Source organism: Bradyrhizobium sp. LVM 105, from assembly GCF_003957705.1.
Classification (GTDB): domain Bacteria; phylum Pseudomonadota; class Alphaproteobacteria; order Rhizobiales; family Xanthobacteraceae; genus Bradyrhizobium; species Bradyrhizobium frederickii.
In genome coordinates, this window is the sequence record NZ_QZMV01000014.1 from 142,273 (window position 1) to 167,655 (window position 25,383).

Genomic DNA, 25,383 nt, shown 5'->3' on the forward strand with positions numbered 1-25,383 from the left:
GCCAATGACGATCTTGGTCGACAGGGATCAAGTCATCTCGGGCCCGGCATTGGTGCCGACCGAGCGCGATCTTGCGCGCGATCACGGCGCCGAGCTCACGATCGGGCTCGTCAACAACATGCCGGATCCGGCGCTGAAGGCGACCGAGCGGCAGTTCATGAAGCTGCTCCAGGCCGCAGCCGGCCCGTGCCGCATCCGCTTCCACTGCTTCTCGCTTCCCAGCGTGAAGCGTTCGCCGGAAGCGAAGTGGCATGTCGAGAGCGAGTATTCCGACCTGTCTGACCTCAAGCGCCGGAAATTCGACGGCTTGATCGTAACAGGCGCGGAGCCGGTCACAGCCGAGCTCGACCAGGAGCCGTACTGGCGCGACCTCACCGAGCTGATCGACTGGGCCAAGGCCAACACGCGCTCGACGATCTGGTCATGCCTTGCCGCGCACGCGGCGGTGCTGCATCTGGACGGCATCGCGCGGCGACGGCTGCCGGCCAAATGCCACGGCATCTTCGATTGCGACGTGGTGACGCGCGATCCGCTGACGCGCACCGCGCCGGCGCCGCTGAAGGTCTCGCATTCGCGCCTGAACGAGATCGTGGAGAGCGACCTGGTCCAGGCCGGTTATCAGGTGCTGACGCGCTCGGCGCAGGCGGGTGTCGACATCTTCATGCGCCAATATGCCAGCCGCTTCGTGTTCTTCCAGGGCCATCCGGAATACGACGCGCTGTCGCTCCAGCGCGAATATCTGCGCGACGTCGGCCGCTATCTTGCGCGGGAGCGCGAGACCTATCCGCGCCTGCCCGTGAGCTACTTTGACGCAGCGACGGAAGAGAAACTGGCTCGCTTCCAGAAGAAGGCGGAGCACCAGCGCCATCCGGCGCTCACCAACGAGCTGCCTGGACTGAATTTGCGCGCTGATATCGGTGCAGGCAGCGTGGCGGCAGTGCTTTTTCGCAATTGGTTGCGTTATCTCAGCGTGGAAGCCGGTGGGTCGATCCCCGCGGGCTAGCCAATGCATATTGATTCCGCGTTAGGATTACCCGAGCGTTAGGCTTGCCTCAGCCGCCAGGCGAATGTTTCAGTGCGGACATACGTCAATCACGGGAAACGCAGTCGTGTGGTCGGCACTTCAGGGACGTGTGAGCAATCGGCTGGCCCGGCATTTCCGCGCCGCGCCGCACCGGCTGCCTGCGTCGCATATGCCGATCGTGAGCTTCACCTTCGACGATGCTCCCGACAGCGCTGCAGGCGAGGGCGCCGAGCTTCTTGAGAGGCATGGCGGGCGGGGCACGTTCTATCTCGCCGGTAGCCTGATCGGTCAACCGTCGGACCACTGGCATGGGTTGTCGGACGACGCGATCGTCCGGCTGCATCGCGCCGGTCATGAGATTGCCTGCCATACCTTTTCGCACAAGAGCTCGGCTGATCTCGACGAGGCCGCCATGGCGCGCGAGATCGAGCGGAACCGCTCGTATTTTCGCGCGATCGATTCCTCGATCAGGCTGGAGAACTTCGCCTATCCCTATGGGCTTGCCTCGGTCTGGCGCAAGCCGCAACTCGCCAAGGCATTTCGTTCGGCGCGCGGCATCCTTCCAGGCGTCAACAGCGGCGTCATCGACCTCCAGTTCCTGCGCGCCTCGCCTTTGGTGGATCGCGAGATCGATAAAGCGGGCGTCGATCGCTATTTCGACGAGGCGGTCGCGAGAGGCGGATGGCTCATCTTCTATGGTCACGACGTCGCGAGTGCGCCGAGCCCCTTTGGCTGCACTCCGGACCTGATGCGTCACGCGCTGGAGGCCGCCGGAAAGCGCCACATGCCGATCGTGACGGTCGCAGAGGCCTTGCGGCGAATCGGGGCGTAGCTTCGCCTTCGCTCAGCATCTCTTTTCACCTCTCCCCGCTTGCGGGGAGAGGTCGGATCGCATCGTCAGATGCGATCCGAGTGAGGGGGACCACCCGCGCGTCCATCTGCCGCCTCCCTTGCAGAAACTCCCCCTCACCCCGACCCTCTCCCCGCAAGCGGGGAGAGGGAGAAGATGGACTTGCCACGCCCCCCGCCGCCATGCGACTGGCCTTGTGACAATCTCACGGCCCAGGTTCCAGCTCCCTCATGTCCGTTCCCTCCACCGCTCCGCTCTCTGCGCCGGCCAACGGCCGCGACGCGTTGTCGGTGCTGCATTCGGTGTTCGGCCTGCCGGGTTTTCGCGGCGCCCAAGGCGAGATCATCCGGCATGTCACGGACGGCGGCAATTGCCTGGTGCTGATGCCGACCGGCGGCGGCAAGTCACTGTGCTATCAACTTCCCGCATTGCTGCGCGAAGGCTGCGGCATCGTGGTCTCGCCGTTGATCGCGCTGATGCGCGACCAGGTCGCCGGGCTGATCGAGGCCGGCGTCAACGCCGCTGCGCTGAACTCGTCGCTGACGCCGCAGGAAGCCTCCGATATCGAGCGCCGCCTGCTCGCGGGCGATCTCGATCTGCTCTATGTCGCGCCGGAACGCCTGGTCACGGCGGGCTGCCTGTCGCTGCTGGCGCAAGCCAAGGTGGCGCTGTTCGCGATCGACGAGGCGCATTGCGTCTCGCAATGGGGCCATGACTTCCGCCCCGAATATGTCGGCCTCTCCATCATCGCCGAGCGCTTTCCCGGCGTGCCGCGCATCGCGCTGACCGCGACCGCCGACGAGCTGACGCGCAAGGAGATCGTCGCTCGGCTTCAGCTCGCGGATGCGCCGCAATTCGTCTCGAGTTTCGACCGGCCCAACATCCGCTACGAGATCGTCGACAAGCGCAACGCGGTGTCGCAGCTCAAGGAGTTCATCCGGGAGCGGCATGCGGGCGATGCCGGCGTGGTCTATTGCCTGTCGCGCAACCGCGTCGAGGAGGTCGCCGTCGCGCTTCAGGACGCCGGCATCGCGGCGCTGCCCTACCATGCCGGGCTCGACGGCAGCGTGCGCTCGCGCAACCAGGACCGCTTTCTCAACGAGGACGGCATCGTCATCGTTGCGACCATCGCCTTCGGCATGGGCATCGACAAGCCCGACGTGCGCTTCGTCGCCCATCTCGACCTGCCCAAGAGCATCGAGGCCTATTACCAGGAGACGGGCCGCGCCGGCCGCGACGGCAAGCCGTCGGCGGCCTGGATGGCCTATGGGCTCTCGGACATCGTGCAGCAGCGTCGCATGATCGACGAGTCCAGCGCCTCCGACGAATTCAAGCGGGTCTCGATCGGCAAGCTCGATGCGCTGGTCGGCCTTGCCGAGACGCCGCACTGCCGGCGTCGGCGGCTGCTCGCCTATTTCGGCGAGATCGTGATGGGCGAGAGCTGCGGCAATTGCGACAATTGCCTGACGCCGCCGAAGATGCGCGACGGCAAGGTGCTGGCGCAGAAGCTGTTGTCCTGCGTCTATCGCACCGGGCAGCGTTTTGGCGCGATGCACCTGATCGACGTGCTGGTCGGGCGCCTGACCGAGAAGGTGACGCAGTTCGGCCACGACAAATTGTCCGTGTTCGGCATCGGGCGCGAGCTCAACGAAAAGCAGTGGCGCACCGTTCTGCGGCAGTTGGTGGCGATGGGCCATTTGCAGAGCGACAGCGAAGCGTTCGGTGCGCTGAAGCTGACCGAGACCGCGCGCGGCGTGCTGCGCGGCGAAACCGAAGTCTGGCTGCGCGAGGAGGCGCCCGGCACGCGCATTCGCGCGAACCGCGGCAAATCCCGCCGCGGCGACCTTGCGCCCGCCGCCAACGCCGCGCCAGGCGATGTCGATCCCGAACTGCGCGCGCGGCTGCGCTCGTGGCGTTCGGAGGTCGCGCGCGAGCGCGGCGTGCCGGCCTATGTGGTGCTGCACGATGCCACCATCGACGGCATCGTCCGGGCCTGGCCGACGACACTCGACGAGCTCCGCAACGTGCCCGGCATCGGCGACAAGAAGCTCGAGCATTACGGCGACGAGCTGCTGCAGATCGTCAAGACGCGGTAGGCGACAAATACTCCGCCGTCATCCCGGACAAGCGCGCCCAAGGCGCGCGCAGATCCGCGATCCATAACCACAGGCCGATGTGGTCACGGCAGGCAGGCCACCACGAGCCGTCGCAAAAACGATTGCTGCGGCGTATGGGTCCCGGGTCGGCGCTGACGCTTGCCCGGGACGACAGCGGAGGCGAGGCGAGAGGTGGGTTACCTCACCCATTCCTGAACGCATACGCGTAACCGTTCAGCGCGGGGGCGCCGCCGAGATGGGCGTAGAGGATCTTCGCGCCCTTCTCGAAATAGCCCTTCTTCGCCAGATCGATCAGACCCTGCATCGACTTGCCCTCGTAGACGGGATCGGTGATCATGCCTTCGAGACGCGCGCTGAGGCGGATTGCCTCCTTGGTCTCTTCCGAGGGCACGCCATAGGCGGGATAAGCGTAGTCCTCGATCAGCACCACGTCGTCGGCGACGAGCTGCGTGCCGAGCTCGACGAGCTCAGCGGTGTTCTGCGCGATCTCGAGCACCTGCGCCTTGGTCTGCGCCGGCGTGAACGAGGCGTCGATACCGATCACCTTGCGGGCGCGGCCGTCGGCGGCGAAGCCGACCAGCATGCCGGCATGGGTGGAGCCGGTCACCGTGCACACGATGATGTAGTCGAACTTGAAGCCGAGCTCGGCTTCCTGCTTGCGCACTTCCTCGGCGAAGCCGACATAGCCGAGCCCGCCAAACTTGTGCACGGAGGCGCCGGCGGGAATCGCGTAAGGCTTGCCGCCCGCGGCCTTCACCTCCTCGATCGCCTGCTCCCAGCTCTTGCGGATGCCGATGTCGAAGCCGTCGTCGACCAGGCGCACGTCGGCGCCCATGATGCGCGACAGCATGATGTTGCCGACGCGGTCATAGACGGCGTCCTCGTGCGGCACCCAGGCTTCCTGCACCAGGCGGCACTTCATGCCGATCTTGGCCGCGACCGCGGCGATCATACGGGTGTGGTTCGACTGCACGCCGCCGATCGAGACCAGGGTGTCGGCGTTGGAGGCGATCGCATCAGGGATGATGTATTCGAGCTTGCGCAGCTTGTTGCCGCCATAGGCGAGGCCGGAATTGCAGTCCTCGCGCTTGGCATAGATCTCGACATTGCCGCCGAGATGCTTGGACAGCCGCTCCAGCTTCTCGATGGGCGTCGGGCCGAAGGTCAGCTTGTAGCGCGGAAATTTGTCGAGCTTCATGGGGTCATCCCGATTGGCGTTGATGGCGGCAGCTGCCTAGCATCGCGCAAAGGAAATGTGCTCTCAAATGTTGCACCCATATTGCACTCTCTCTTGCAGCATTTGCGCCTTGAGCTAACAATTATTCCAGAAAATCGCCCAGCAATGGAAGTTTCTTTCATGCCCGCCCGGCTCGACCGTATTGACCTTAAGATCCTGAGATTGCTGCAGAATAACGGCCGGCTCAGCAATGCCGAGCTGGCCGTATCAGTCGCGATCAGCCCCGCCACCTGCCATCGCCGCACCCAGCGCCTGTTCGAGGACGGGTTCATCGCGGCCGTCCGCGCCATGGTCGCCCCCAAGAAGGTGGCGAAGGGCACGCTCGTGATGGTCGGCGTCGTGCTCGACCGCTCCACACCGGAGAGCTTTGCCACCTTCGAGCAGGCGATCGCCAGGCTGAAATTCGTGCTCGACTGCCACCTCGTCGCCGGCGACTTCGACTATTTCCTGAAGATCCGGGTCGGCGACATGGAGGATTTCAACCGCATCCACGGCGAGCAGCTGATCGCGCTGCCCGGCGTGCGCCAGACCCGCACATTCTTCGTGATGAAGGAGGTCGTCGACAACGCGCCGCTGGAATTTTGAGCGCGGCACACAAGGCGCCCGCGTGCTAAAGCATGATCCGGAAAAGTGCGCAGCGGTTTTCCGAAAAGATCATGCTTAAACAACAACCTAAAGCGCGATGACGATTCATCCTAATCGCATCGCGCTTTAGATGGACATCAGTCTTCAAGGAATCGCCTGGTCATGCCGATGGAGCCGCCTCCCTTCCGCCACCCGGCCGGGCCTGCCTATCGGCGCGGCTGGGTCGATGAGGCCGTGGCCGCGATCGAGGCCGACCAGTGCCGCACCGCCGATACGCATCTGATCCGGCTGATCGTGCCGGCGCTATCAGGCATCGACATCTATCTGAAGGACGAATCCACCCATCCGACCGGCAGCTTGAAGCATCGCCTGGCGCGCTCGCTGTTTCTCTACGCACTCTGCAACGGTCACATCCGTGAAGGCACACCTGTGGTCGAGGCCTCGTCGGGATCGACTGCGGTGTCGGAGGCCTATTTCGCAGAGATGATCGGCGTGCCCTTCTACGCCGTGATGCCGCGCACGACCTCGGCGGAGAAGATCGCCGCCATCGAGCATTACGGCGGCCATTGCCATCTGATCGACGACGGCCGGGCGCTGTATGCGGAAGCCGCCGCGCTCGCCTCGCGGCTGAACGGTCACTACATGGACCAGTTCACCTTCGCCGAGCGTGCCACCGATTGGCGCGGCAATAACAACATCGCCGAATCGATCTTTACGCAATTGCAGGGCGAGCCGCGACCGTTGCCGGATTGGATCGTGATGGGCGCCGGCACCGGCGGCACGTCGGCCACCATCGGGCGCTATTTGCGCTACCGGCAGTATCCGACACGGCTATGCGTTGCCGATGTCGAGCATTCCGCCTTCTTCGATTGTTTCCGCTCGCAGGACCGTTCGCCTGTCTGCGACCGCCCGTCGCTGATCGAGGGCGTCGGCCGGCCGCGTTGCGAGCCCTCCTTCGTGCCTGAAGTGGTCGACCGCATGATGAAGATTCCGGACGTGGCCACGATCGCGGCGATGAACGTGTTGTCGCGCCGGCTGCGTCGTCCGGTGGGCGGCTCCACCGGCACCAATTTCCTGGCGCTGTGCCGGCTGGCCTCGGAGATGCGCCAGGCGAACGTGGCGGGGTCGCTGGTGACGCTGATCTGCGATTCCGGCGAGCGCTACCGCCAGACCTATTACGAGCCCGAATGGCTGAAGGCGCGCGGGCTCGATCCGGCGCCGTTCGAGGCGGCGCTGTCGTCGTTTCTCACGACGGGCGAGCCGTTGACGCTTGCCGTCGACGACGTCTTCAATCCGCAGAGCGTACGAAGTCCCGCCGCGTCATAGCAGCGTCTTCCTGCCGTTTTCCAAATTGGCACGACCGTCACGGCAACTTCACTTGCCCTGCGCACGCATGCAGGTGACGGTTGTGGTCTCAACGAGGAGATCCTGCCGTGCGCCTTCCCATTCTCGATCCCAAGGATCTGACCGACGAACAGAAGCCGCTCTATGACGACATGCGAGCCGGCATCACCGACCATTTCAAGGGTTTTGTGAACATGCGCGACGACGGCGCGCTGCTCGGGCCCTGGAACCCCTGGATCCGCGAGCCGCGCTTCGGCGGGCCGGTGTGGGAGCTGGTCAAGGCGATCGCGTCGAACCCGTTGCTGCCCGCGCCGGTGCGCGAGGTCGCGATCCTCGTCACCGGCTCGCATTTCCGGTCCGGTTACGAACTCTATGCTCATGTGCTTGTCGCCGAGCAGCGCGGCCTCTCCGACGAGAAACTCGCGACCATCGTTGCGGGGCAGCGGCCGGTGGACCTCACCAGGCAGGAGGCGGTCGCCTATGACATGGCCTCGGCCCTGGTCAGCGGTGGCGTGCTGCCAGAGCTGACTTATCGTGCGGCGGTGAAGGAGTTCGGCGAACACGGTGCGGCCGAGCTGTCCTATCTGGTCGGCGTCTACTGCATGGTCTCGGTCACGCTCAACACGTTCGACGTGCCGGTTCCGGATTAGCAGCGGCTTCGTTTCATTTGAGCATGATCCTTTTCCGGGATCATGCTCAATTGCGCACGGCGTAGAGCGGCGTTCGCAAGGTCAGCTGATAGGACGGCTTCGGCGTCCACGCGATCAGCGCGGTGATGCCGAACAGGCGGTTGTCGTTGTCGTCCATGCGGTCAAGGTCGAGCCGCAGGATCGGCTGGGTGAAGGACTCCGCGATCGTCCGTCCCGCGAGCTGCGCGCCACCGAAGGACTGCATGCCGAGGCGCCCGGTGAACTTCCAGTTGCTCGGCCATTGGTAGTAGCCGCCGGCATAGAGGATCGTGTTCGGCCGGATGCTGGCGAACGTACTGGCAATGGTGGCGGTGGTGTATTGCATGCCGGCCAACCAGCCTCGCGTCTCGTCCTCGTCGAGCGCGTAGTCGAATTCCAGGATGTTGTTGAAGGAATTCACCATGCCCTGCTCGTTCGGCACCGACTGCGTCAGCGTCGATTGCAGCGTGATGGTCGGGATCTTGCCGCCATTCTGCTGGTGGAGGTCGGCCTGCACGCCGATGTTCCAGCTGGTGATGTCGAAGGACGACCAGCCGCCGCCGATATCCGTCGTCGATCCGGACACGCCGCCATAGAGCGAGACACGGTCGGTGACGTCGACAGTCAGCGGCAGGTCAACGGCAATCGACTTCGCCGCCGGCAGGCCGTTCGGCAGCGTCGTGCTTCGTCGCGCCGCCAGGGCTTGGAACGCGGCCGACAGCGAGGTGGTGCCGAAGCCGAGCCCGAGCGTGCCTGCGGGGATCGTCGCGTAGCTGGTGCGGAGGTCGAGGTAGATGTTCGGAACAGTCGGCTTTGCCGGTGCGTCCTCGTCCGCCTCGGCGGGGAAGGCCGCGCTTGCTGAAACCGTCACGCAGGCCAGCCCCAGCGCGACGGCGCGCAAAGCCGGACGATGCGGTGGGTTGCGAGTTGACACGTGACAATCCGACGCGTGAGGCTCTGGTGGCGGAAGCGCACGCTAGATGGAACGTGATCGCTCCCGCGGTCAAGCGCTATCGGCAAACGATGGACTGTATCGACGCACGCGGCTACCCTGTCGTGACTGCACCGACACTCTCGCCGGCCAGAGTGCAGGCCAGACAACGGAGGACGACAGCCATGACCACGTCACGCCGCATCCTGCTCGCCGGAATGGCGGGGCTCGCCCTCGCTCCGACCGCTGCGGCGGCCGCACCGGCGCCAGTGGTCGATGACACGACGGTTGCCGAAGAACGCTTTGCGCGCATGATTGCCGCAGCGCATGCGCCCGACGTCACCTGCGCCCGCCAGGCGGAGCGTTATGCGGACGCGCATTGGCCTGACTATGTCATGGCGGCCAGGGCCGTGCTCGGCGCGCGCGTGTGATCTACCTCTCCACCGCTCGCCGCACCTGCTCGCCGATTTGCGACAGCACGAGCTGCGCCTGCGGCAGGATCGCGCCCATGGCGTGGAAATTGTGAACCATGCCGTCGTGGCAGACATGCTCGACGGCGACGCCTGCGGCGAGCAGCTTGCGGGCATAGGCATTGCCTTCATCGCGCATCGGGTCGTACTCGGCGGTGTGGATGATCGCGGTCGGCAGGCCGGTGAGCCGGGTGGCGCGCAGGGGAGAGACGCGGGGGTCGGCGGTGTCGATGTCGTCGGGCAGATAGTCGGAAAGATCGGCCTCGATCGTGACGCGATCGATCAGATGACCCTCGGCAAAGGCCTCGCGCGACGGCGAGGTTTCCTCGAAATCCAGCACCGGGCAGATCAGGCATTGCGCGGCGATGGCAAGGCCCGCGGTCTGCGCCGCCTCCTGACATACGATCGCAGCGAGCGTTGCACCGGCGGAATCGCCGCCGACCACCAGGCGGTCCGCGTCGATGCCGAGCGATGCGGCCTCGCGCGCGACCCATTCGGTGGCCGCGATGGCATCGTCGACGGCGGCAGGAAATCTGTGCTCCGGCGCGAGTCGGTAATCGACGGAAACGAGGCGGCAGCCGGTGGCATGCGCCAGCGCCGCCGCGATGCGATCATGCGTGGCGATGCCGCCGGCGACGAGGCCGCCGCCATGAAAGAACACGAAGCCCGGTGCAAGCTCGTCGGCATTTGCAGGCGTGTAGAGGCGATAGGGCACCTCGCCGGCGCGGCCGGGCAGCACGCCATCGCGCGTCGTCACATCCGGCGCATCCGCACGCGCGAACTGCATCAGCTTGGCCAGCGATTGCCGCCGCGCCTCCACGCTCGGCCGGCTTTTCGCCTGCGGCGCAGCCGCGGCCATCATGGTCAACAAGCGCTTTGCGAGCGGATCGAGCGGCATGGCAATCTCCGTATCATCGCCCGCATTATAGCCTTTTTGGCGCGTTTTACCCTCCAGGGGAGGGTGCAGGTCCGGCAGCAAATCGTTTAGAAATTGGGACAATAGTGCCCGGATATTTCCAAGGGGAGGCCGTCATGGCCGAGATCAAGAAGCCGATCGAATATTCGCCGAGCTGGACCTTCTTCGAGGGTAAATGGCACGACGGCAACGTGCCGATCATGGGCCCGCGCACGCACGCGGCCTGGCTCGGCTCGGTGGTATTCGACGGTGCGCGCGCGTTCGAGGGCGTCGCGCCCGATCTCGACCGTCACCTCGCGCGCGCCAATCAATCCGCGATCAATTTTGGCCTGAAGCCGGTGGTCGATACCAGCACCTGGCTCGGGCTTGCGACCGAAGGCATCGCACGCTTTGCGGCCAATGCCGAGCTCTACGTCCGTCCGATGTATTGGGCGCAGAGCGGCTCGGGCGGCGGCGTGCTGTTCGATCCCGAAACCACCAATTGGTGCCTGTGCATCTACGAGGCGCCGATGCCAAAGCCGGTCGGCAACGCCATCACCCTGTCGCCGTTCCGCCGGCCCACCGCCGAATGCGCGCCGGTCGAGGCGAAGGCGGCCTGCCTCTATCCGAACAATTCGCGTGCGCTGGCGGAAGCCGCCTCGCGCGGCTTCCAGAACGCGCTGATGCTGGACATGCTCGGCAACGTCGCCGAGTTCGGCAATTCCAACGTTTTCATGGCCAGGGACGGCGTGGTCTACACGCCGGTTCCCAACGGCACGTTCCTCGACGGCATCACGCGCCAGCGCGTCATCAGCCTGCTCCGCGGCGACGGCGTCAATGTGGTCGAGAAGACGTTACGCTATGCCGATTTCCTCGCTGCCGACGAAATCTTCTCCACCGGCAATTTCGCCAAGGTCGCCCCGGTGATCCGCATCGACGCGCGCGAGCTGAAGCCGGGTCCGTTCTACGCCAAAGCGCGAAAACTCTATTGGGACTTTGCGCATGCGGTGAAGCTGGCGGCGTAGGCGCCGATTCCTCCGTCATTGCGAGCGCAGCGAAGCAATCCAGGATCTTTCCGCGGCGGCAGTCTGGATTGCTTCGCTGCGCTCGCAATGACGAGTTGGTGGAGCCTGCGGGCTTCGCTTACGAGCTACGCTTCCGAAACCGGCTGAACTGAAACGCCTGCGTCGAATCCCACGGTGTCTGATGCGTCTCGCGGCGCGTCTCGATCAGCTCGAACTCCGGCCCGAGCTCCGCCTTGAGGCTGGCGCTGTCATGGCGCTGCACCGGCAGGCCGCTGCATTTCTCCGGACCATCGGGCGCAAACGTCGCGATGATGACGTGGCCGCCGGGCGCGACCCCAGACCGCAGGCGCTCGACGTAAGCCGCCCTGTCGCCCGGGTCGGTCAGGAAGTGGAACGCGGCGCGGTCGTGCCAGACCTCGTAGGTCTTTGCCGGCTGCCATCTGGTGGCATCGGCAACGATCCAGTCGACCATCGAAGCGCTTGCGCCGATCCGCTTCTTCGCCGCGTTAAGCGCATGGGCGGAAAGATCCAGCACAGAGACGTCGCGATATCCGTCAGCCAGCAGCGCATCGACCAGACGCGAAGCGCCGCCGCCGATATCGATGATGGCCGACCCGCGATCGGGATTGGTGGCCCGGATCATCGCGAGCGAGGTCGACGGGCTATTCTGAAACCAGCTGACCTCGTTCTCGCCCTTGGTGGCGTAGACGCTGTCCCAATGCGAGCTTCGGTCGGACATCTCGTATTCTCCGGCTCAACCGGATGCCGGGACGAAGGAGGAGCTATTCCTCCTTCTTCGACATCCGCTCCAGGCGCTCCTGCATTTCCTTCATCTGCTGGCGCAGATCGTCGATGTTGCTGTCCTTCGGCGTTTCAGCATTCGCGTCGGACCCCGCCTCGGCGGTGGTCGCCGGGCGCGGCGGGACGAAGGGCTTGAACATCGAGAAGGTCTGCTGGAACAGCTCCATGTTACGGCGGACTTGTTCTTCCAAAGGAGCAAAAGGAGTGCCGGACAGGGTATTGGCGATCTGCTTGCGGAACTTCTCTTGCTCCTGGGTCAGGGTCGCGATCGACTGCTCCAGATATTTCGGCACCACCATCTGCATGCTGTCGCCGTAGAAGCGGATCAGCTGGCGCAGGAAGGTGGTCGGGAGCAGGTTCTGGCCGGCCTTGTTCTCCTGCTCGAAGATGATCTGGGCCAGCACCGAGCGGGTGATGTCGTCACCGGTCTTGGCGTCATAGACCAGGAAATCCTCGCCTTCCTTGACCATCGCGGCGAGGTCTTCCAGCGTCACATAGGTGCTCGTTCCGGTGTTGTAGAGCCGGCGGTTCGCGTATTTCTTGATGGTGGTGGGTTGGTCTGATTTCGCCATGGGCTCTCACTTGCAAGCGCGGAGAACGGGAACCCGGCGGGCCATGCCGCAGGGCGGGAAGAGTACGCAACGCAACAAAATAAGCATTTTCAAAGGGGGCACGCTACCGTTTTGTGCGGCACGGTTAATCGCAGAGCAAAATCGTGCTTGCGAAAGCGCCAAGAACGCTATTTTGAATGCGCTGCGGCATGAATTCGGTCGCCGGCCGATTGACATGCCTCAACGACGTTAACAGGATGGCTCACGACACTGGCGAGCCGTTCTCGTAAAGCTCCGCCTGCCCCCTTTAAAAAACCTCAAGCCTCAGGAGATGCCCATGTCAGACGATGTCGTCATCGTCAGCGCCGCCCGCACCCCGGTCGGTAGCTTCAACGGAGCGTTCGCGACCCTTCCCGCCCACGATCTCGGCGCCATCGCCATCAAGGCGGCGCTGGAGCGCGGTGGCATCGAGCCCGGCCGGGTCTCGGAAGTCATCATGGGGCAGATCCTGACCGCCGCGCAGGGCCAGAACCCCGCCCGCCAGGCCTCGATCGCCGCCGGCATTCCGGTGGAGAGCCCGGCCTGGGGCGTCAACCAGCTTTGCGGCTCGGGCCTGCGCACGGTCGCACTCGGCTACCAGGCGCTGCTCAACGGCGATTCCGAGATCGTGGTTGCAGGCGGCCAGGAATCCATGAGCATGGCCCCGCACGCCCAATATCTGCGTGGCGGCGTCAAGATGGGACCCGTCGAGTTCGTCGACACCATGATCAAGGACGGTCTGTGGGATGCCTTCAACGGCTACCACATGGGCAATACCGCCGAGAACGTCGCGCGACAGTGGCAGATCACCCGCGCCCAGCAGGACGAGTTCGCGGTGGCCTCGCAGCAGAAGGCCGAGGCGGCGCAGAAGGCCGGCAAGTTCAACGACGAGATCGTCCCCGTCACCATCAAGACCCGCAAGGGCGACGTCGTCGTCAGCGCCGACGAATATCCGCGTCATGGCGCAACGCTCGACGCGATGGCCAAGCTCCGTCCCGCCTTCGAGAAGGACGGCACGGTCACCGCAGGCTCTGCGTCCGGCATCAATGACGGCGCTGCCGCCGTGGTGCTGATGACCGCCAAGCAGGCGGCCAAGGAAGGCAAGAAGCCGCTGGCGCGAATCGTCTCCTGGGCGCAGGCCGGCGTCGATCCCAAGATCATGGGCTCGGGCCCGATCCCGGCTTCGCGCGCCGCGCTGAAGAAGGCGGGCTGGAATGTCGGCGATCTCGATCTGATCGAGGCCAACGAAGCCTTCGCGGCCCAGGCCTGTGCCGTCAACAAGGACCTCGGCTGGGACACCTCCAAGGTCAACGTCAATGGCGGCGCCATCGCAATCGGCCATCCGGTCGGTGCGTCCGGTGCGCGCGTGCTGGTGACGCTGCTGCACGAAATGCAGAAGCGCGATTCGAAGAAGGGCCTCGCCACGCTGTGCATCGGCGGCGGCATGGGCATCGCGATGTGCATCGCGCGCGACTGACGATCGCCGACGTGCAGCTTACGCGCAGTTTGCGCGTGCGCTGCACACGTCAGTGAGTGCGTTGCACGCGATTAAAAAGGCAGCGGCTGCAAATCAAATATTCTTCGCAACCGCGCAGGCCTCGACTAAATACAAACGCCCGGCTCGACGCCGGGCGTTTTGCTCTTGATGTCCGTCAAACCAACCGCATAATCCAACGTTAAAAAAGCGATCACGTCAGAAACGTCCGAAGAGTCCAAGGGAAGGAATACGACATGGCACGTGTTGCATTGGTCACGGGTGGTACGCGGGGCATCGGTGCTGCGATCAGCAAGGCGCTGAAGGCGGCCGGCTACAAGGTCGCGGCGAGCTATGCCGGCAACGACGCGGCGGCGGAGAAGTTCAAGGCCGAGACCGGCATTGCCGTGTACAAATGGGACGTCAGCAGCTTCGAGGCCTGCGCCGAAGGCGTGAAGAAGGTCGAGGCCGATCTCGGGCCGGTCGAGGTGCTCGTCAACAATGCCGGCATCACCCGCGACACCGCCTTCCACAAGATGACGCTCGAGCAGTGGAACGCTGTCATCAACACCAATCTCGGATCGCTGTTCAACATGACGCGCCAGGTCATCGAGGGCATGCGCGCGCGCAAGTTCGGCCGCATCATCTCGATCTCGTCGATCAATGGACAGAAGGGGCAGTTCGGTCAGGTCAATTACTCCGCGGCGAAGGCCGGCGACATCGGCTTCACCAAGGCGCTGGCGCTGGAGAACGCCAAGGGCGGCATCACCGTGAATGCGATCTGCCCCGGCTACATCAACACCGAAATGGTGCAGGCGGTGCCGAAGGACGTTCTGGAGAAGAACGTGATCCCCCAGATTCCGGCCGCTCGGCTCGGCGAGCCCGAGGAGATCGCGCGCGCGGTCGTGTTCCTCGCCGCCGACGAGTCCGGTTTCATCACGGGATCGACGCTGACGGTCAACGGCGGCCAGTACATGGTGTGATGCGAGCGCATCACGCCGGCTGATATTTCTCACATCGTCATGCCCGGGCTTGTCCCGGGCCTCATGCCCTGTCATTCCGGGGCGCCGCGCCAGCGGCGAACCCGGAATCTCGAGGTTCCGGGTTCGGCTCTTCGAGCCGCCCCGGAACGACGAGGCCCTGGAATGACTCCCCGTACCGCGACGCTGATCGGATTGACCGCGATCCTGATGTGGTCGCTGCTCTCGGTGATGACGGTGGCGACCGGAAAGATCCCGGCGTTTCAGCTCGCCGCAATGACCTTCGCGATCGGCGGCCTGGTCGGCCTGCTCACCTGGATCGGGCGCGGCGATGCGGCGAAAAGCCTGCGTCAGCCGCCGGTCGTCTGGGTCGTCGGCGTCGGCGGCCTGTTCGGCTATCACGCGCTGTATTTCCTCGCGCTGCGCTTCGCGCCGCCGGCCGATGCCGGCCTTCTGAACTACATGTGGCCGCTCTTGATCGTGCTGTTCTCGTCGTTCCTGCCCGGCGAGCGGCTCGCCCTGCATCACATCGTCGGCGCCGTGCTCGGCCTCGTCGGCACCGTGCTGCTGTTCGCCGGCAACACCTCCGGCTTCGCGCCGGGAGCGGTGCCGGGACTGATCGCGGCCTTCATCGCCGCGTTCGTCTGGGCAACCTATTCGGTGCTGTCGCGCCGATTGAAAGCCGTGCCGACCGATGCGGTCGCGGGCTTCTGCCTGGCCACCGCCGTGCTGGCCGCGCTGATGCATGGCCTGTTCGAAACCACCGTCTGGCCGGAGACCGCGTTGCAATGGCTCTCGGTGATCGCGCTCGGCATCGGCCCCGTCGGCGCCGCGTTCTACGCCTGGGACATCGGCATGAAGCGCGGCGACATCCGCGTGCTCGGCGCCGCCTCCTACGCGACGCCGCTGCTCTCGACCGGCTTCCTCATCGCCGCCGGCTTCGCCAAGGCCAGCGCCAACATCGCCATCGCAGCGATCCTGATTGCCGGCGGTGGCCTGATCGCGGCCAAGGATATGGTGCTGAGGAAGCGATGATTGTCATTCCGGGGCGCACGAAGCGCGAACCCGGAAATGACGGTGCGAAGTTACGGTTCCCAGCCCTGCGGTGCGAGTTCGAAGCCCGCGAACTCGAACGCGGGCGCGACGGTGCAGCCGACCAGGGTCCACTCGCCTGATGTTTCCGCCATCTGCCATGCATGCGCCGGCACGATGGCCTGCGGCCGTTCGCCGCCGGCGAGGTCGGTGCCGAGCCGCACCTCGTGCTGGGAGCAGCCGTCATGGGCGATGCGCAGCCTCAAGGGGCTGCCGGCATAATAATGCCAGGTCTCGACCGCATCGACGCGATGCCAGTGCGAGCGCTCGCCGCGGGCGAGCAGGAAATAGATCAAGGTCGAGCGCGAACGGCCGTTGGCGTCCGTGGCCTGATCGCGAAACGTCTCGCGATAATGGCCGCCCTCGGGATGCGGCCGCAGTTCAAGGCGCGCGATGATCTCGGCTGCGGTCGGCATCGATCCTCGTCAGGATTTGTTCTTCAGGACTTGAGCGTCAGGATTTATTCTTGCGCTCGCGCAGCTCGCCGAACACCGCGGCGGCATCGGCGCCCTTCATGTGCAGCTTGGCGGCGACCTGTGGCTCGTCGGCGCGCAGGAATACGTTGGCGCGTTTCTCCTCGCCCAGCAGCGTGGGAATGGTCGGCTTGTTCTCGGCCCGCAGCTTCGCCACCTCCGCCGCGCGCGCCTGGAGCGCCGCATTGTCGGGCTCGACGGTTAACGCGAACTTGACGTTGGAGGCGGTGTATTCGTGGCCGCAATAGAGCCTGAAGTCGTCGGGCAGGGCGCGCAGCTTCAGAAGCGAATCCCACATCATCGGATAGGTGCCCTCGAACACGCGGCCGCAGCCGATCGAGAACAGCGTGTCGGCGGCGAAGACCGTCTTCTCGGTGTCGAACACGTAGGAGACGTGGTCGAGCGTGTGGCCGGGCGTCTCCAGGACGCGCGCCAGCAAATTGCCGATCTTGACCACGTCGGCATTGGCGACACGCAGGTCGACGTTCGCGATCGCGGTGGTCTTGTCGTGCGGCGCGACGACGCGGCAATCGTATTTCCGCTTGAGTTCGGCGACCCCGCCGACATGATCGCCGTGATGATGGGTGATCAGGATGTCGGTGAGCTGCCAACCCTCGCGCTCCAGCGCCTTGATGATGGGGCCGGCCTCGGGCGCGTCGATCGACGCCGTCGCCTTGGTTTCCACATCGTGGATCAGATAACCGAAATTGTCGTTTAAACAGGTGAAAGTACGAATTTCGGCGGCCATGTCATCTCCATCGGGCTCAGCCCCGCCAGACAAATATGGCGTTAACGTTGCGCAGGCAATGCAATATTCCGCGCGCAGGCGCGGCCCTGCGCATGTTACATTGCGGTCATGACCATCGACGTCGTCGATCTCCGCGAGTTCTATTCCCGCCGCCTCGGGATCGTGGCGCGGCAAATGATCAATCGCGGCATCAGGGAGCGCTGGCCGGGCGCGGAGGGCCAGCGCGTGCTCGGCCTCGGCTATCCCACGCCCTATCTGGGGTTGTTCCGCGAAGATGCCGAGCGCTGCATCGCCTTCATGCCGGCGGCCCAGGGCGTCCTGAAATGGCCGACGGGGCGGCCGGCGCTGGCCTCGCTGGTCGACGAATTCTCGCTGCCGCTTCCCGACGCCGCGGTCGACCGCATCCTGCTGGTTCACGCGCTAGAGATGTCGGACGATCCGGCCGCGCTGCTGCGCGAGGTGTGGCGCGTGCTGTCGCCCTCGGGCCGCGTGATCGCGGTGATCCCGAACCGGCGCGGGGTGTGGACCCGCACCGACAGCACGCCATTCGGTCACGGCCGGCCCTATTCGCGCTCGCAGATCACCGATCTGTTGCGACAGACCTGGTTCACGCCGACCGCGTGGGGTGAGGCGTTGTTCATGCCGCCCTACGCCGGCGGCTGGGTGCTGAGATCGGCACAGATGTGGGAGCGCGCCGGTGCGGCGCTGTCGCTGCCTTTTGCCGGCGTGCACATCGTCGAGGCCACCAAGCAGGTCTATCGTGCGATCCCCGCCAAGCGCGAGCGGGCGCGGCTGATTCCCTCGCTCGCCAAGCCCGTGCTGGTGCCGTCCTCGACGGTGACGCGCGGCTGAAAAAACTCGTCCCGGCGAGGCCGGGACGAGTTCAGATCAGAAAAGCAGAAAAGGCTTACTCGCCGGTCGCGAGATCGTCGCTCGAGGCAGCTGGCGCTGCCTCGCGCTCGGGGCGCGGGCCATGCGGCCGGCGCCGCCGACGCGGAAACCGTTCGCCACCGCCGCCGCCGCCAGCCTCGAAGCCGGGCTGGCCGCCGTTTGCGCCGACATTCACTTGCGGCTGCGGGCCGGTGATGAAGGACGGCAGGCGATCGACGCCGGCATCGGCGATGACGGGCTGCGGCTGGTTGGCGGGCAGCGGCTGCGGCTGATATTGCGGCTGCGGACGATGATCGCGTTCGCGGTGCTCGCGCGGCTGCTGGTCGCGCTGATAGGGCTGCTGCTGGTTGTCGCGCTGCTGATGATCACGCTGGTGATGATCGCGCTGGCCGTCGCGGTCGCGCGCGAAAGGCTGCTGCGGCGGCTGCGGGACGAAGCCCGGCTCTTGGCCGAAATTCGAGAAATTCTCGCCGTCGTCCTCATCGTCGCCGCTGGGGCTGCTGATGGGCTCGTCACCGCGCGGCTGCTGGTTCTGGCGGAACTGCTCCTGCGCCGCCGCGATCAGGCGGAAATAATGCTCGGCATGCTGGTAGTAGTTCTCCGCCGCAACGGGGTCGCCGGAGGAGCGGGCGTCGCGCGCAAGCTGGAGGTACTTTTCGGCGATGTGCGAAGCCGTGCCGCGGATCTTGATGTCGGGTCCGTTGGACTCGTAGACCCGGGTCATCGGGTTCTGGCTGCGCCGGTTGTTGTTGTTATTGTTGTTGCGGTTGCGCATCCGCTGCTTGTTCTGACCGTTTCTCATGTCCTGCCTTTAATTCCAGCCCTAAAGGTTGCACGCATTACTGATTGCTAGGAGTGACCTGGTGACAGCGGTTTCACGTCGCATGCGCGCACCGCGCGCAAGAGCGGATCCAACCCTGCCAATGTTCGTCGACCGTCGCGTTCAACAAGGACGCGTTCCCCACCCGCCAGCATTGATCGCCAGCGAATCCATTCATTTCGCTTGCCGAAACAAGCCCAGCGGTGTTGCGTAAGTCTTCAAGCGCAATATCAGGCTTTCGTTCACGTTGCGGTCGGAGAGCAGCGCAGCTCCACTGGCTATCGCGCTTCACAGGACCTGCGGCTTGGAACCTATAATCAGTAAAGCTCTCGCCCGAGAGCCCGGCTTTCACCCGCAAGTCTACGGGGCCGGCACCGATGTGTTGATCGGAACGTAGTCGTTCCCAAGGGATATTCCAAGAGCTTTTTGCAAGCCAATCCGGCTTTTATGGGGGCATTTTTCGGGCCGAAACGGCCCGCGGAATGCCCGCCAGGTCAGCCTTGGGTGGCCTGTCCATCGTTAACCCCGCTGCCGCCATGAGGGTTTCAATATTTTTCGCCTGGCCCCGGCCGGCCTCGACGACCAGCGCGCCGCCGGGGGCGAGGCGCTCGCTCGCCTGCGGGATCAGGGCGCGGTAGGCGTCATATCCGTCGTTGCCGCCGTCGAGCGCCAGATGCGGATCGTGCTCGCGCACCTCGACGCTCAATGTCGGAATCTCGGCCGAGGGAATATAGGGCGGGTTCGACACGATGAGGTCGAACGGGCCGCGGAGCGCCGACGCATAGGAGCAGGCGACGAAAGCGGCGCGGCCGCCGAGACCGAGAGCGACGGCATTGTCACGCGCCGTGCTGAGCGCGGTCAGGCTGATATCGGTGCCGATGCCAAACGCATCGGGAATTTCGTGCAACAGCGCGAGCAGGATCGCGCCCGATCCGGTGCCGATGTCGGCGATGCGCGGAGGCGGTGCGGCTTTCCGTTCGCGAAGGATCTCGAGCGCGAGATCGACCACGGTCTCGGTATCGGGGCGCGGGACCAGGGTTGCTTCCGACAGACGAAACGGCAGGCCCCAGAATTCGCGTGTGCCGAGAATGCGCGCCACCGGTTCGCCGGCGCTGCGGCGCCGTGCATGCTCGGTGAGCCGCGACGCCTCGGCGTCCGTGAGCGGCCGGGCGGCTTGCGCGATCAGGCCGGTCAGATCGAGGCCGAGGACCGCGCCGACCAGGATACGGGCATCGAGCTCGGCCTCCTCGATTCCCGCCGATCTCAGCTGTCCAGCCAGCGAGCGCCGCGCGCTCTCGATGGATTGTCCGGTGAGGGGATTACTCACGCGTCACGCCGCCACGCCTTGTGCGGCGAGCTGCGCGGCCTGGTGCTCGGTGGTCAGCGCGTCGATCAATTCGCCGAGCGATTCGCCCGCGATCACCTGTGGCAGCTTGTAGAGCGTCAGATTGATGCGGTGGTCGGTGACGCGCCCTTGCGGAAAATTGTAGGTGCGGATGCGCTCGGAGCGGTCGCCGGAGCCGACCTTCTCCTTGCGCTCGGCCGAGCGGGCGGCATCGACGCGCTGCCGCTCGGCGTCGTAGATGCGCGAGCGCAGGATGTTCATGGCGGAGGCGCGGTTCTTGTGCTGCGAGCGGCTGTCCTGCATCATCACCACGATGCCGGTCGGGATGTGGGTGATGCGGATCGCCGATTCGGTCTTGTTGACGTGCTGGCCGCCGGCGCCTTGCGCGCGCATGGTCTCGATGCGCAGATCGTCGTTCTTGATGTCGACATCGACGTCCTCGACCTCCGGCAGCACGGCGACCGTGGCCGCAGACGTGTGGATGCGTCCCTGCGTCTCGGTGTCGGGCACGCGCTGGACGCGGTGCACGCCGGATTCGAACTTCAGCTTGGAGAACGCGCCGCGGCCCTGCACCTCCGCGATGATTTCCTTGTAGCCGCCGACGGTGCCTTCGCTGGCCGAGATCACCTCGACCTTCCAGCCCTGCAAGGCGGCGAAGCGCTCGTACATCCGGAACAGATCGCCGGCAAACAGCGAGGCCTCGTCGCCGCCGGTGCCGGCGCGGATTTCCAGCACCACGTTGCGATCGTCCATGGCGTCCTTGGGCAAGAGCGCGACGCGAATCTTCTGGACCAGCTCCTCGATCTTCGGTGCCAGCTCGTCGCGCTCGGCTTCCGCCATGGCCCGCATCTCGGCATCGGTCGCGGGATCGGCGATCAGCGCCTCGGTGTCGGCGAGCTCCTTGACGGCGGAACGGTAGGCCTTCACCGCTTCGATCAGCGGCGTGATCTCGGCGAGCTCGCGCGTGATCTGCACGTAGCGCTCGGAGGCAAGCTGCCCCAGTGATTCGGCCTCGAGCGAGGCGTGATGGGCGAGCAGGACGTCCAGTTTGGCTTCGGGCAGTGACGACATCGGTTCAGTCTCAAATGGCGGAAAGAGGCGAGGCGGCAGGAAGCGGCGACAGGCCCGCTACAAGGCCAGGCCTTCGGCCTCGGCAAATTCCGTCAGCTTCTGCCGGATCGAGACGCTGCCGGCCGGCGCGTCGAGCAGCGGGCCGAGCATGGCTTCGGCCTTCTTGGCGTCGAGATCGAGCACCATGGCCTTGACCGGGCCGAGGGCGGTCGCCGAAAGCGACAGCGAGCGGTAGCCCAACGCAATCAGCGCCAGCGCGCCGATCGGCTTCGACGCCATCTCGCCGCAGAGCGAGAGCGACTTCTTCGCTGCATCGCACTGGTGCGCGATCTGGCGCAGCGCGCGCAGGATCGGCGCCGACATGGTGTCGAAGCGTTCGGAGACCTTGGCATTGCCGCGATCGACCGCGTACAGGAACTGGAACAGATCGTTGGAGCCGACCGAGATGAAGTCGACCTTCCGCAGCAGCTCGTCGAGCTGATAGAGCAGGGCCGGCACCTCGACCATGGTGCCGATGTCGATTCTTTCAGGCAGCGTGTGGCCGTGCTGGCGCAAGTAAGTGAGCTCGCGCTCGACCAGCGCCTTGGCCGCGTCGAATTCGGCGACCTCCGAGATCATCGGGAACATGATGCGCAGCGCGCGGCCGCCGCCGGCGCGCAGCAGCGCGCGGATCTGGCCGCGCAACAGGCCTGGGCGGTCGAGCCCGAGCCGGATCGCGCGCCAGCCGAGCGCGGGATTTTCCTCGATCACCGCTTCCATATAGGGCAGCGCCTTGTCGCCGCCGATATCGAGGGTGCGGAAGGTGACGGGCTTGGTGCCCGCGGCATCCAGCACGGTGCGATAGAGCGCCAGCTGGTCGCTGGTGCGCGGCAGGCTCTGGCCCACCATGAATTGCAGCTCGGTGCGGAACAGGCCGATGCCGGCGCTGCCGGTGTCCTCGATATGCGGCAGGTCGATGGCGAGGCCTGCGTTGATCATCAGCTCGACCTTCTGGCCGTCCTTGGTGACGCAGGGCCGGTCGCGCAGCGCCAGATATTGCGCCTGGCGGCGGGCGCGGAAGCGCACGCGCTCGGCGAAGGCCGCCTCGACCTCCTGCGACGGGCGCACGTAGATCGAGCCGGAAGTGCCGTCCACGATGATGGCGTCGCCGGGATCGGCGATGCCGGGCGCGTTGGGGACTTCGCCGACCGCGGGAATGCCGAGCGCGCGCGCCACGATCGAGACGTGGGAATTGGCGGTGCCTTCCTCCAGCACGATGCCGCGCAGGCGCTTGCGGTCGTAGTCGAGCAGCGCCGCCGGGCCCATCGCGCGCGCGATGACGATGGCGTTGTCGGGCAGCTGCTCGCGTGAGGGCGCGTGGTCCTGGCCGACCAACTGCCGCATCAGGCGGTAGCCGAGATCCTCGAGATCGTGCAGCCGGTCGCGCAAGTAAGGATCGGTCGAGCGCAGCATGCGCGCGCGGGTGTCGGACTGCACGCGCTCGACCGCGGCTTCCGCGGTGAGGCCGGTGGCGACCGCTTCGTGCAGCTTGTGCGACCAGCCCTGGTCGTTTGCGAACATGCGGTAGGCTTCCAGCACCTCGCGATGCTCGCCGCCCTCGGCGACATCGCCGCGCTCCAGCATGCGGTCGAGATCGGCGCGCAGCTTGGCGAGCGCGGTGTCGAGCCGCTTGATCTCCTTCGGCAGGTCCTCGGCGATGTAGTCCTTGATGACGACGCGCGGCTCGTGCAGCACGACGTGGCCGAGCGCGATGCCCTCCGACAGGATGGCGCCGACCTTCTGCGCGGAATGGCGCGCGGCGGGCTCGTGGCCCGGCTGCGCCAGCGCGGAGAGCTCGCCGGAGGCGATCAGCTCCGCCAGCACCATCGCGGTGGTCTGCAGTGCCTCGAGCTCTTCCTCGACATAATTGCGCTTGGCGCGGTTCTGCACCACCAGCACGCCGAGCGTGTTGCCGGCCCGCAGGATCGGCACGCCGAGGAAGGAATGGTAGATCTCTTCGCCGGTCTCCGGGCGGAACGAGAAGGCCGGGTGGCTCTGCGCATCGCTCAGATTGAGCGGCGTCGCCTCGCTGGCGACGAGGCCGACCAGGCCCTCATGGGCGCTCAGCACGGTATGGTGCACCGCCGCGCGGTTGAGGCCTTCGGTGGCGTAGAGCTCCAGCGTGTTGTCGATGCGCAGCACATAGACCGAGCACACCTCGGCCACCATGTTGGCGGCGATCAGCACCACGATCTTGTCCAGCCGCTCCTGGGCCGAGACCTGCTCCGCCATGGTTTCGCGGAGCCGTCTCAACAAGACGCGGGGACCTCCCGACGCGCTCCGCATGAACCGTCAATCTCCTCCGTCTGCCAGGGCCGAAAGGGGCCGCGGCTGCTCGCCCAGTATCCAGAAAAACAACAAGCTTGCTCGTCCGGCGCCGGCTCAGGCGGTTGCCTGAGCCGAATCAGCACCGCCTGAACTGGGGCACAGTTTCTGGCAGCCCACCCTGTTCGCCGTATAGCGAATTGGGGCTTGTTTTGCCAAGCAAAACGCCTGCCAAACGCGAAAGTGTGGACACCTCGGCGTTTGCTGCGACCGCTAAGAGAAAATTCGTCTAGGCCTGATCGAGACCGTAGAGCGTGTGCAGCGTGCGCACCGCAAGCTCGGTATAGGCGGCGTCGATCAAAACCGAGAATTTGATCTCGGAGGTTGTAATGGCCCGGATGTTGATATTCCGCCTCGCGAGGGCCGAGAACGCCTGGGCGGCGACGCCGGCGTGGCTGCGCATGCCGCTGCCGATCACCGAGATCTTGGCGACGTCGGTGGCGGTATCGAGCCGCGCATAGCCGATCTTGCCCTTGGCGGCGGTAATCGTGTCCTTGGCGCGGGTATAATCGGCCGCCGGCACCGTGAAGGTGAGATCGGTGGTCTTGCCGTCCTCGGAGACGTTCTGCACGATCATGTCGACGTTGATGTTGGCATCCGCCAGCGGGCCGAAGATCGAGGCCGCAACGCCCGGCTTGTCCTCGATCTGGCGCACCGAGATCTGGGCCTCGTCCTTGGAGAAGGCGATACCGGTGACGACGTGGCTTTCCATGATCTCCTCCTCGCTGCAGATCAGCGTGCCGGGCGGCTGGTTGGCATGCGGGTCGATATCCTCGGGCTTGTCGAAGCTCGAGCGGACGAAGATTGGCATGTTGTGGACCATGCCGAGTTCCACGGAGCGGACCTGGAGCACCTTGGCGCCCTGGGAGGCCAGTTCCAGCATGTCTTCGAACGCGATCTTGTCGAGCCTCTTGGCCTTCGGCACGATTCGCGGGTCGGTGGTGTAGACGCCGTCGACGTCGGTGTAGATGTCGCAGCGGTCGGCCTTGACGGCGGCGGCAACCGCCACGGCCGAGGTATCGGAGCCGCCGCGGCCGAGCGTGGTGATGCGATTGGTCTTGGGCTCGATGCCCTGGAAGCCGGCGATGACCGCGACCTCCTTGCGCTCCTTAAAGCGCTTGATGATCTCGCTGCCGTCAATGCCCTCGATCCGGGCCGAGGCATGGGCCTCGCTGGTCTTGATTGGGATCTGCCAGCCCTGCCAGGAACGGGCTTGGATGCCCATGCCCTGAAGCACGATGGCAAGCAGGCCGGAGGTGACCTGCTCCCCCGAGGCGACGACGGCGTCGTACTCGCGCGCGTCATGCATCGGCGAGGCCTCGGTGCACCAGGCCACCAGCTCGTTGGTTTTGCCGGACATCGCCGAGACGACCACGGCCACCTCGTGGCCGGCATCGACCTCACGCTTCACATGGCGTGCGACGTTGCGGATACGTTCGATGTTGGCGACGGATGTGCCGCCGAATTTCATCACGAGGCGGCTCATGACGACGCGTGCATTCCCTCATAAGGATCAGTATGGTGGCCCGCACTGGACGGGCCTGGCGGACACCGACCGCGCGTATACAGAGGGGCGGGGCCGGGGGCA

General features: G+C 65.4%; 24 protein-coding genes. 12 read left to right on the plus strand and 12 right to left on the minus strand.

Features of this window, described 5'->3' with window-relative positions; translation table 11 throughout:
* Positions 1–4: 4 nt before the first annotated feature.
* The 3 genes from metA to recQ all read left to right on the plus strand — a co-directional run bounded on the left by metA (position 5) and on the right by recQ (position 3,970).
* On the plus strand, positions 5–1,003 hold the full coding sequence (metA, locus tag D6B98_RS30265) for a homoserine O-succinyltransferase MetA (RefSeq protein WP_126260679.1): 999 nt from the start codon (positions 5–7) through the stop codon (positions 1,001–1,003).
* 106 nt (positions 1,004–1,109) lie between these two features.
* Positions 1,110–1,856: a polysaccharide deacetylase family protein gene (locus D6B98_RS30270; RefSeq protein ID WP_126260680.1), complete on the plus strand. Its 747-nt coding sequence runs from the start codon at positions 1,110–1,112 to the stop codon at positions 1,854–1,856.
* Positions 1,857–2,104: 248 nt separating this feature from the next.
* A complete protein-coding gene (gene recQ / locus D6B98_RS30275) occupies positions 2,105–3,970 on the plus strand; it encodes a DNA helicase RecQ (protein ID WP_126260681.1) in 1,866 nt (621 codons plus the stop codon).
* Positions 3,971–4,172: 202 nt separating this feature from the next.
* Here the strand turns inward: recQ and D6B98_RS30280 are convergent, their stop codons facing one another.
* Positions 4,173–5,189, minus strand: a complete 1,017-nt coding sequence (locus D6B98_RS30280) for a 1-aminocyclopropane-1-carboxylate deaminase (RefSeq protein WP_126260682.1) — start codon at positions 5,187–5,189, stop codon at positions 4,173–4,175.
* Between the two features lie 159 nt (positions 5,190–5,348).
* On the opposite strand from D6B98_RS30280, the gene D6B98_RS30285 reads away from it, so the two are divergent.
* The 3 genes from D6B98_RS30285 (at position 5,349) to D6B98_RS30295 (ending at position 7,807) form a co-directional block, all read left to right on the plus strand.
* Positions 5,349–5,813, plus strand: coding sequence for an Lrp/AsnC family transcriptional regulator (locus tag D6B98_RS30285; protein ID WP_126260683.1), 465 nt, complete (start codon positions 5,349–5,351; stop codon positions 5,811–5,813).
* Positions 5,814–5,981: 168 nt separating this feature from the next.
* Entirely contained in the window at positions 5,982–7,139 is a 1,158-nt protein-coding gene (locus D6B98_RS30290; RefSeq protein ID WP_164718972.1) for a PLP-dependent cysteine synthase family protein, read from the plus strand.
* Between the two features lie 107 nt (positions 7,140–7,246).
* Positions 7,247–7,807, plus strand: a complete 561-nt coding sequence (locus tag D6B98_RS30295; RefSeq protein WP_126260685.1) for a carboxymuconolactone decarboxylase family protein — start codon at positions 7,247–7,249, stop codon at positions 7,805–7,807.
* 46 nt (positions 7,808–7,853) lie between these two features.
* On the opposite strand, the gene D6B98_RS30300 is transcribed toward D6B98_RS30295, so the two are convergent.
* Positions 7,854–8,726 (minus strand): hypothetical protein, encoded by an 873-nt coding sequence (locus D6B98_RS30300; protein WP_126260751.1) that lies wholly within the window; start codon positions 8,724–8,726, stop codon positions 7,854–7,856.
* Positions 8,727–8,941: 215 nt separating this feature from the next.
* Between D6B98_RS30300 and D6B98_RS30305 the strand changes: the two genes are divergently transcribed.
* The gene (locus D6B98_RS30305; protein WP_126260686.1) at positions 8,942–9,187 is read left to right on the plus strand and encodes a hypothetical protein; all 246 of its coding nucleotides are present in this window, start codon (positions 8,942–8,944) and stop codon (positions 9,185–9,187) included.
* A gap of 1 nt (position 9,188) precedes the next feature.
* Here D6B98_RS30305 and D6B98_RS30310 read toward each other — a convergent pair whose 3' ends face one another.
* Positions 9,189–10,124 (minus strand): alpha/beta hydrolase, encoded by a 936-nt coding sequence (locus D6B98_RS30310; protein WP_126260687.1) that lies wholly within the window; start codon positions 10,122–10,124, stop codon positions 9,189–9,191.
* A 134-nt stretch (positions 10,125–10,258) separates the two neighbouring features.
* Between D6B98_RS30310 and D6B98_RS30315 the strand changes: the two genes are divergently transcribed.
* Positions 10,259–11,146: a branched-chain amino acid aminotransferase gene (locus D6B98_RS30315; protein ID WP_126260688.1), complete on the plus strand. Its 888-nt coding sequence runs from the start codon at positions 10,259–10,261 to the stop codon at positions 11,144–11,146.
* A gap of 118 nt (positions 11,147–11,264) precedes the next feature.
* On the opposite strand, the gene D6B98_RS30320 is transcribed toward D6B98_RS30315, so the two are convergent.
* Together D6B98_RS30320 and phaR are read right to left on the minus strand one after the other, a co-directional pair.
* Complete coding sequence (locus D6B98_RS30320) at positions 11,265–11,885, minus strand: class I SAM-dependent methyltransferase (RefSeq protein WP_126260689.1); 621 nt, start codon at positions 11,883–11,885, stop codon at positions 11,265–11,267.
* Positions 11,886–11,928: 43 nt separating this feature from the next.
* Positions 11,929–12,519 (minus strand): polyhydroxyalkanoate synthesis repressor PhaR, encoded by a 591-nt coding sequence (gene phaR, locus D6B98_RS30325; RefSeq protein WP_126260690.1) that lies wholly within the window; start codon positions 12,517–12,519, stop codon positions 11,929–11,931.
* Positions 12,520–12,835: 316 nt separating this feature from the next.
* Between phaR and D6B98_RS30330 the strand changes: the two genes are divergently transcribed.
* The 3 genes from D6B98_RS30330 to yddG all read left to right on the plus strand — a co-directional run bounded on the left by D6B98_RS30330 (position 12,836) and on the right by yddG (position 16,026).
* Positions 12,836–14,014: an acetyl-CoA C-acetyltransferase gene (locus D6B98_RS30330; RefSeq protein ID WP_126260691.1), complete on the plus strand. Its 1,179-nt coding sequence runs from the start codon at positions 12,836–12,838 to the stop codon at positions 14,012–14,014.
* Positions 14,015–14,268: 254 nt separating this feature from the next.
* The gene (gene phbB, locus D6B98_RS30335; protein WP_126260692.1) at positions 14,269–14,994 is read left to right on the plus strand and encodes an acetoacetyl-CoA reductase; all 726 of its coding nucleotides are present in this window, start codon (positions 14,269–14,271) and stop codon (positions 14,992–14,994) included.
* 162 nt (positions 14,995–15,156) lie between these two features.
* Complete coding sequence (yddG, locus tag D6B98_RS30340) at positions 15,157–16,026, plus strand: aromatic amino acid exporter YddG (RefSeq protein WP_126260693.1); 870 nt, start codon at positions 15,157–15,159, stop codon at positions 16,024–16,026.
* 50 nt (positions 16,027–16,076) lie between these two features.
* Here yddG and D6B98_RS30345 read toward each other — a convergent pair whose 3' ends face one another.
* A complete protein-coding gene (locus D6B98_RS30345; RefSeq protein ID WP_126260694.1) occupies positions 16,077–16,499 on the minus strand; it encodes a cupin domain-containing protein in 423 nt (140 codons plus the stop codon).
* Between the two features lie 37 nt (positions 16,500–16,536).
* The gene (gloB, locus tag D6B98_RS30350; protein WP_126260695.1) at positions 16,537–17,304 is read right to left on the minus strand and encodes a hydroxyacylglutathione hydrolase; all 768 of its coding nucleotides are present in this window, start codon (positions 17,302–17,304) and stop codon (positions 16,537–16,539) included.
* A 108-nt stretch (positions 17,305–17,412) separates the two neighbouring features.
* On the opposite strand from gloB, the gene D6B98_RS30355 reads away from it, so the two are divergent.
* Positions 17,413–18,156 (plus strand): methyltransferase domain-containing protein, encoded by a 744-nt coding sequence (locus D6B98_RS30355; protein ID WP_126260696.1) that lies wholly within the window; start codon positions 17,413–17,415, stop codon positions 18,154–18,156.
* A gap of 55 nt (positions 18,157–18,211) precedes the next feature.
* Here the strand turns inward: D6B98_RS30355 and D6B98_RS30360 are convergent, their stop codons facing one another.
* The 5 genes from D6B98_RS30360 to D6B98_RS30380 form a co-directional block, all read right to left on the minus strand.
* Positions 18,212–18,997, minus strand: a complete 786-nt coding sequence (locus D6B98_RS30360) for a DUF4167 domain-containing protein (RefSeq protein WP_126260697.1) — start codon at positions 18,995–18,997, stop codon at positions 18,212–18,214.
* A gap of 463 nt (positions 18,998–19,460) precedes the next feature.
* Complete coding sequence (gene prmC, locus D6B98_RS30365) at positions 19,461–20,342, minus strand: peptide chain release factor N(5)-glutamine methyltransferase (RefSeq protein ID WP_126260698.1); 882 nt, start codon at positions 20,340–20,342, stop codon at positions 19,461–19,463.
* A gap of 3 nt (positions 20,343–20,345) precedes the next feature.
* Positions 20,346–21,431, minus strand: a complete 1,086-nt coding sequence (gene prfA / locus D6B98_RS30370) for a peptide chain release factor 1 (protein ID WP_126260699.1) — start codon at positions 21,429–21,431, stop codon at positions 20,346–20,348.
* A 57-nt stretch (positions 21,432–21,488) separates the two neighbouring features.
* Entirely contained in the window at positions 21,489–23,756 is a 2,268-nt protein-coding gene (ptsP, locus tag D6B98_RS30375; RefSeq protein WP_126260700.1) for a phosphoenolpyruvate--protein phosphotransferase, read from the minus strand.
* Between the two features lie 268 nt (positions 23,757–24,024).
* Positions 24,025–25,281, minus strand: a complete 1,257-nt coding sequence (locus D6B98_RS30380) for an aspartate kinase (protein WP_126260701.1) — start codon at positions 25,279–25,281, stop codon at positions 24,025–24,027.
* Between the last annotated feature and the right edge of the window lie 102 nt (positions 25,282–25,383).

What these genes read in the sequence shown, in the direction of transcription:
- metA (WP_126260679.1), top strand. Translation starts at nt 5, where the DNA reads ATGACGATCTTGGTCGACAGGGATCAAGTCATCTCGGGCCCGGCATTG.
- recQ (WP_126260681.1), top strand. Translation starts at nt 2,105, where the DNA reads ATGTCCGTTCCCTCCACCGCTCCGCTCTCTGCGCCGGCCAACGGCCGC.
- D6B98_RS30280 (WP_126260682.1), bottom strand. Translation starts at nt 5,189, where the DNA reads ATGAAGCTCGACAAATTTCCGCGCTACAAGCTGACCTTCGGCCCGACG.
- D6B98_RS30285 (WP_126260683.1), top strand. Translation starts at nt 5,349, where the DNA reads ATGCCCGCCCGGCTCGACCGTATTGACCTTAAGATCCTGAGATTGCTG.
- D6B98_RS30290 (WP_164718972.1), top strand. Translation starts at nt 5,982, where the DNA reads ATGGAGCCGCCTCCCTTCCGCCACCCGGCCGGGCCTGCCTATCGGCGC.
- D6B98_RS30305 (WP_126260686.1), top strand. Translation starts at nt 8,942, where the DNA reads ATGACCACGTCACGCCGCATCCTGCTCGCCGGAATGGCGGGGCTCGCC.
- D6B98_RS30310 (WP_126260687.1), bottom strand. Translation starts at nt 10,124, where the DNA reads ATGCCGCTCGATCCGCTCGCAAAGCGCTTGTTGACCATGATGGCCGCG.
- D6B98_RS30315 (WP_126260688.1), top strand. Translation starts at nt 10,259, where the DNA reads ATGGCCGAGATCAAGAAGCCGATCGAATATTCGCCGAGCTGGACCTTC.
- D6B98_RS30320 (WP_126260689.1), bottom strand. Translation starts at nt 11,885, where the DNA reads ATGTCCGACCGAAGCTCGCATTGGGACAGCGTCTACGCCACCAAGGGC.
- phaR (WP_126260690.1), bottom strand. Translation starts at nt 12,519, where the DNA reads ATGGCGAAATCAGACCAACCCACCACCATCAAGAAATACGCGAACCGC.
- D6B98_RS30330 (WP_126260691.1), top strand. Translation starts at nt 12,836, where the DNA reads ATGTCAGACGATGTCGTCATCGTCAGCGCCGCCCGCACCCCGGTCGGT.
- phbB (WP_126260692.1), top strand. Translation starts at nt 14,269, where the DNA reads ATGGCACGTGTTGCATTGGTCACGGGTGGTACGCGGGGCATCGGTGCT.
- yddG (WP_126260693.1), top strand. Translation starts at nt 15,157, where the DNA reads ATGACTCCCCGTACCGCGACGCTGATCGGATTGACCGCGATCCTGATG.
- D6B98_RS30345 (WP_126260694.1), bottom strand. Translation starts at nt 16,499, where the DNA reads ATGCCGACCGCAGCCGAGATCATCGCGCGCCTTGAACTGCGGCCGCAT.
- gloB (WP_126260695.1), bottom strand. Translation starts at nt 17,304, where the DNA reads ATGGCCGCCGAAATTCGTACTTTCACCTGTTTAAACGACAATTTCGGT.
- D6B98_RS30355 (WP_126260696.1), top strand. Translation starts at nt 17,413, where the DNA reads ATGACCATCGACGTCGTCGATCTCCGCGAGTTCTATTCCCGCCGCCTC.
- D6B98_RS30360 (WP_126260697.1), bottom strand. Translation starts at nt 18,997, where the DNA reads ATGAGAAACGGTCAGAACAAGCAGCGGATGCGCAACCGCAACAACAAT.
- prfA (WP_126260699.1), bottom strand. Translation starts at nt 21,431, where the DNA reads ATGTCGTCACTGCCCGAAGCCAAACTGGACGTCCTGCTCGCCCATCAC.
- ptsP (WP_126260700.1), bottom strand. Translation starts at nt 23,756, where the DNA reads ATGCGGAGCGCGTCGGGAGGTCCCCGCGTCTTGTTGAGACGGCTCCGC.
- D6B98_RS30380 (WP_126260701.1), bottom strand. Translation starts at nt 25,281, where the DNA reads ATGAGCCGCCTCGTGATGAAATTCGGCGGCACATCCGTCGCCAACATC.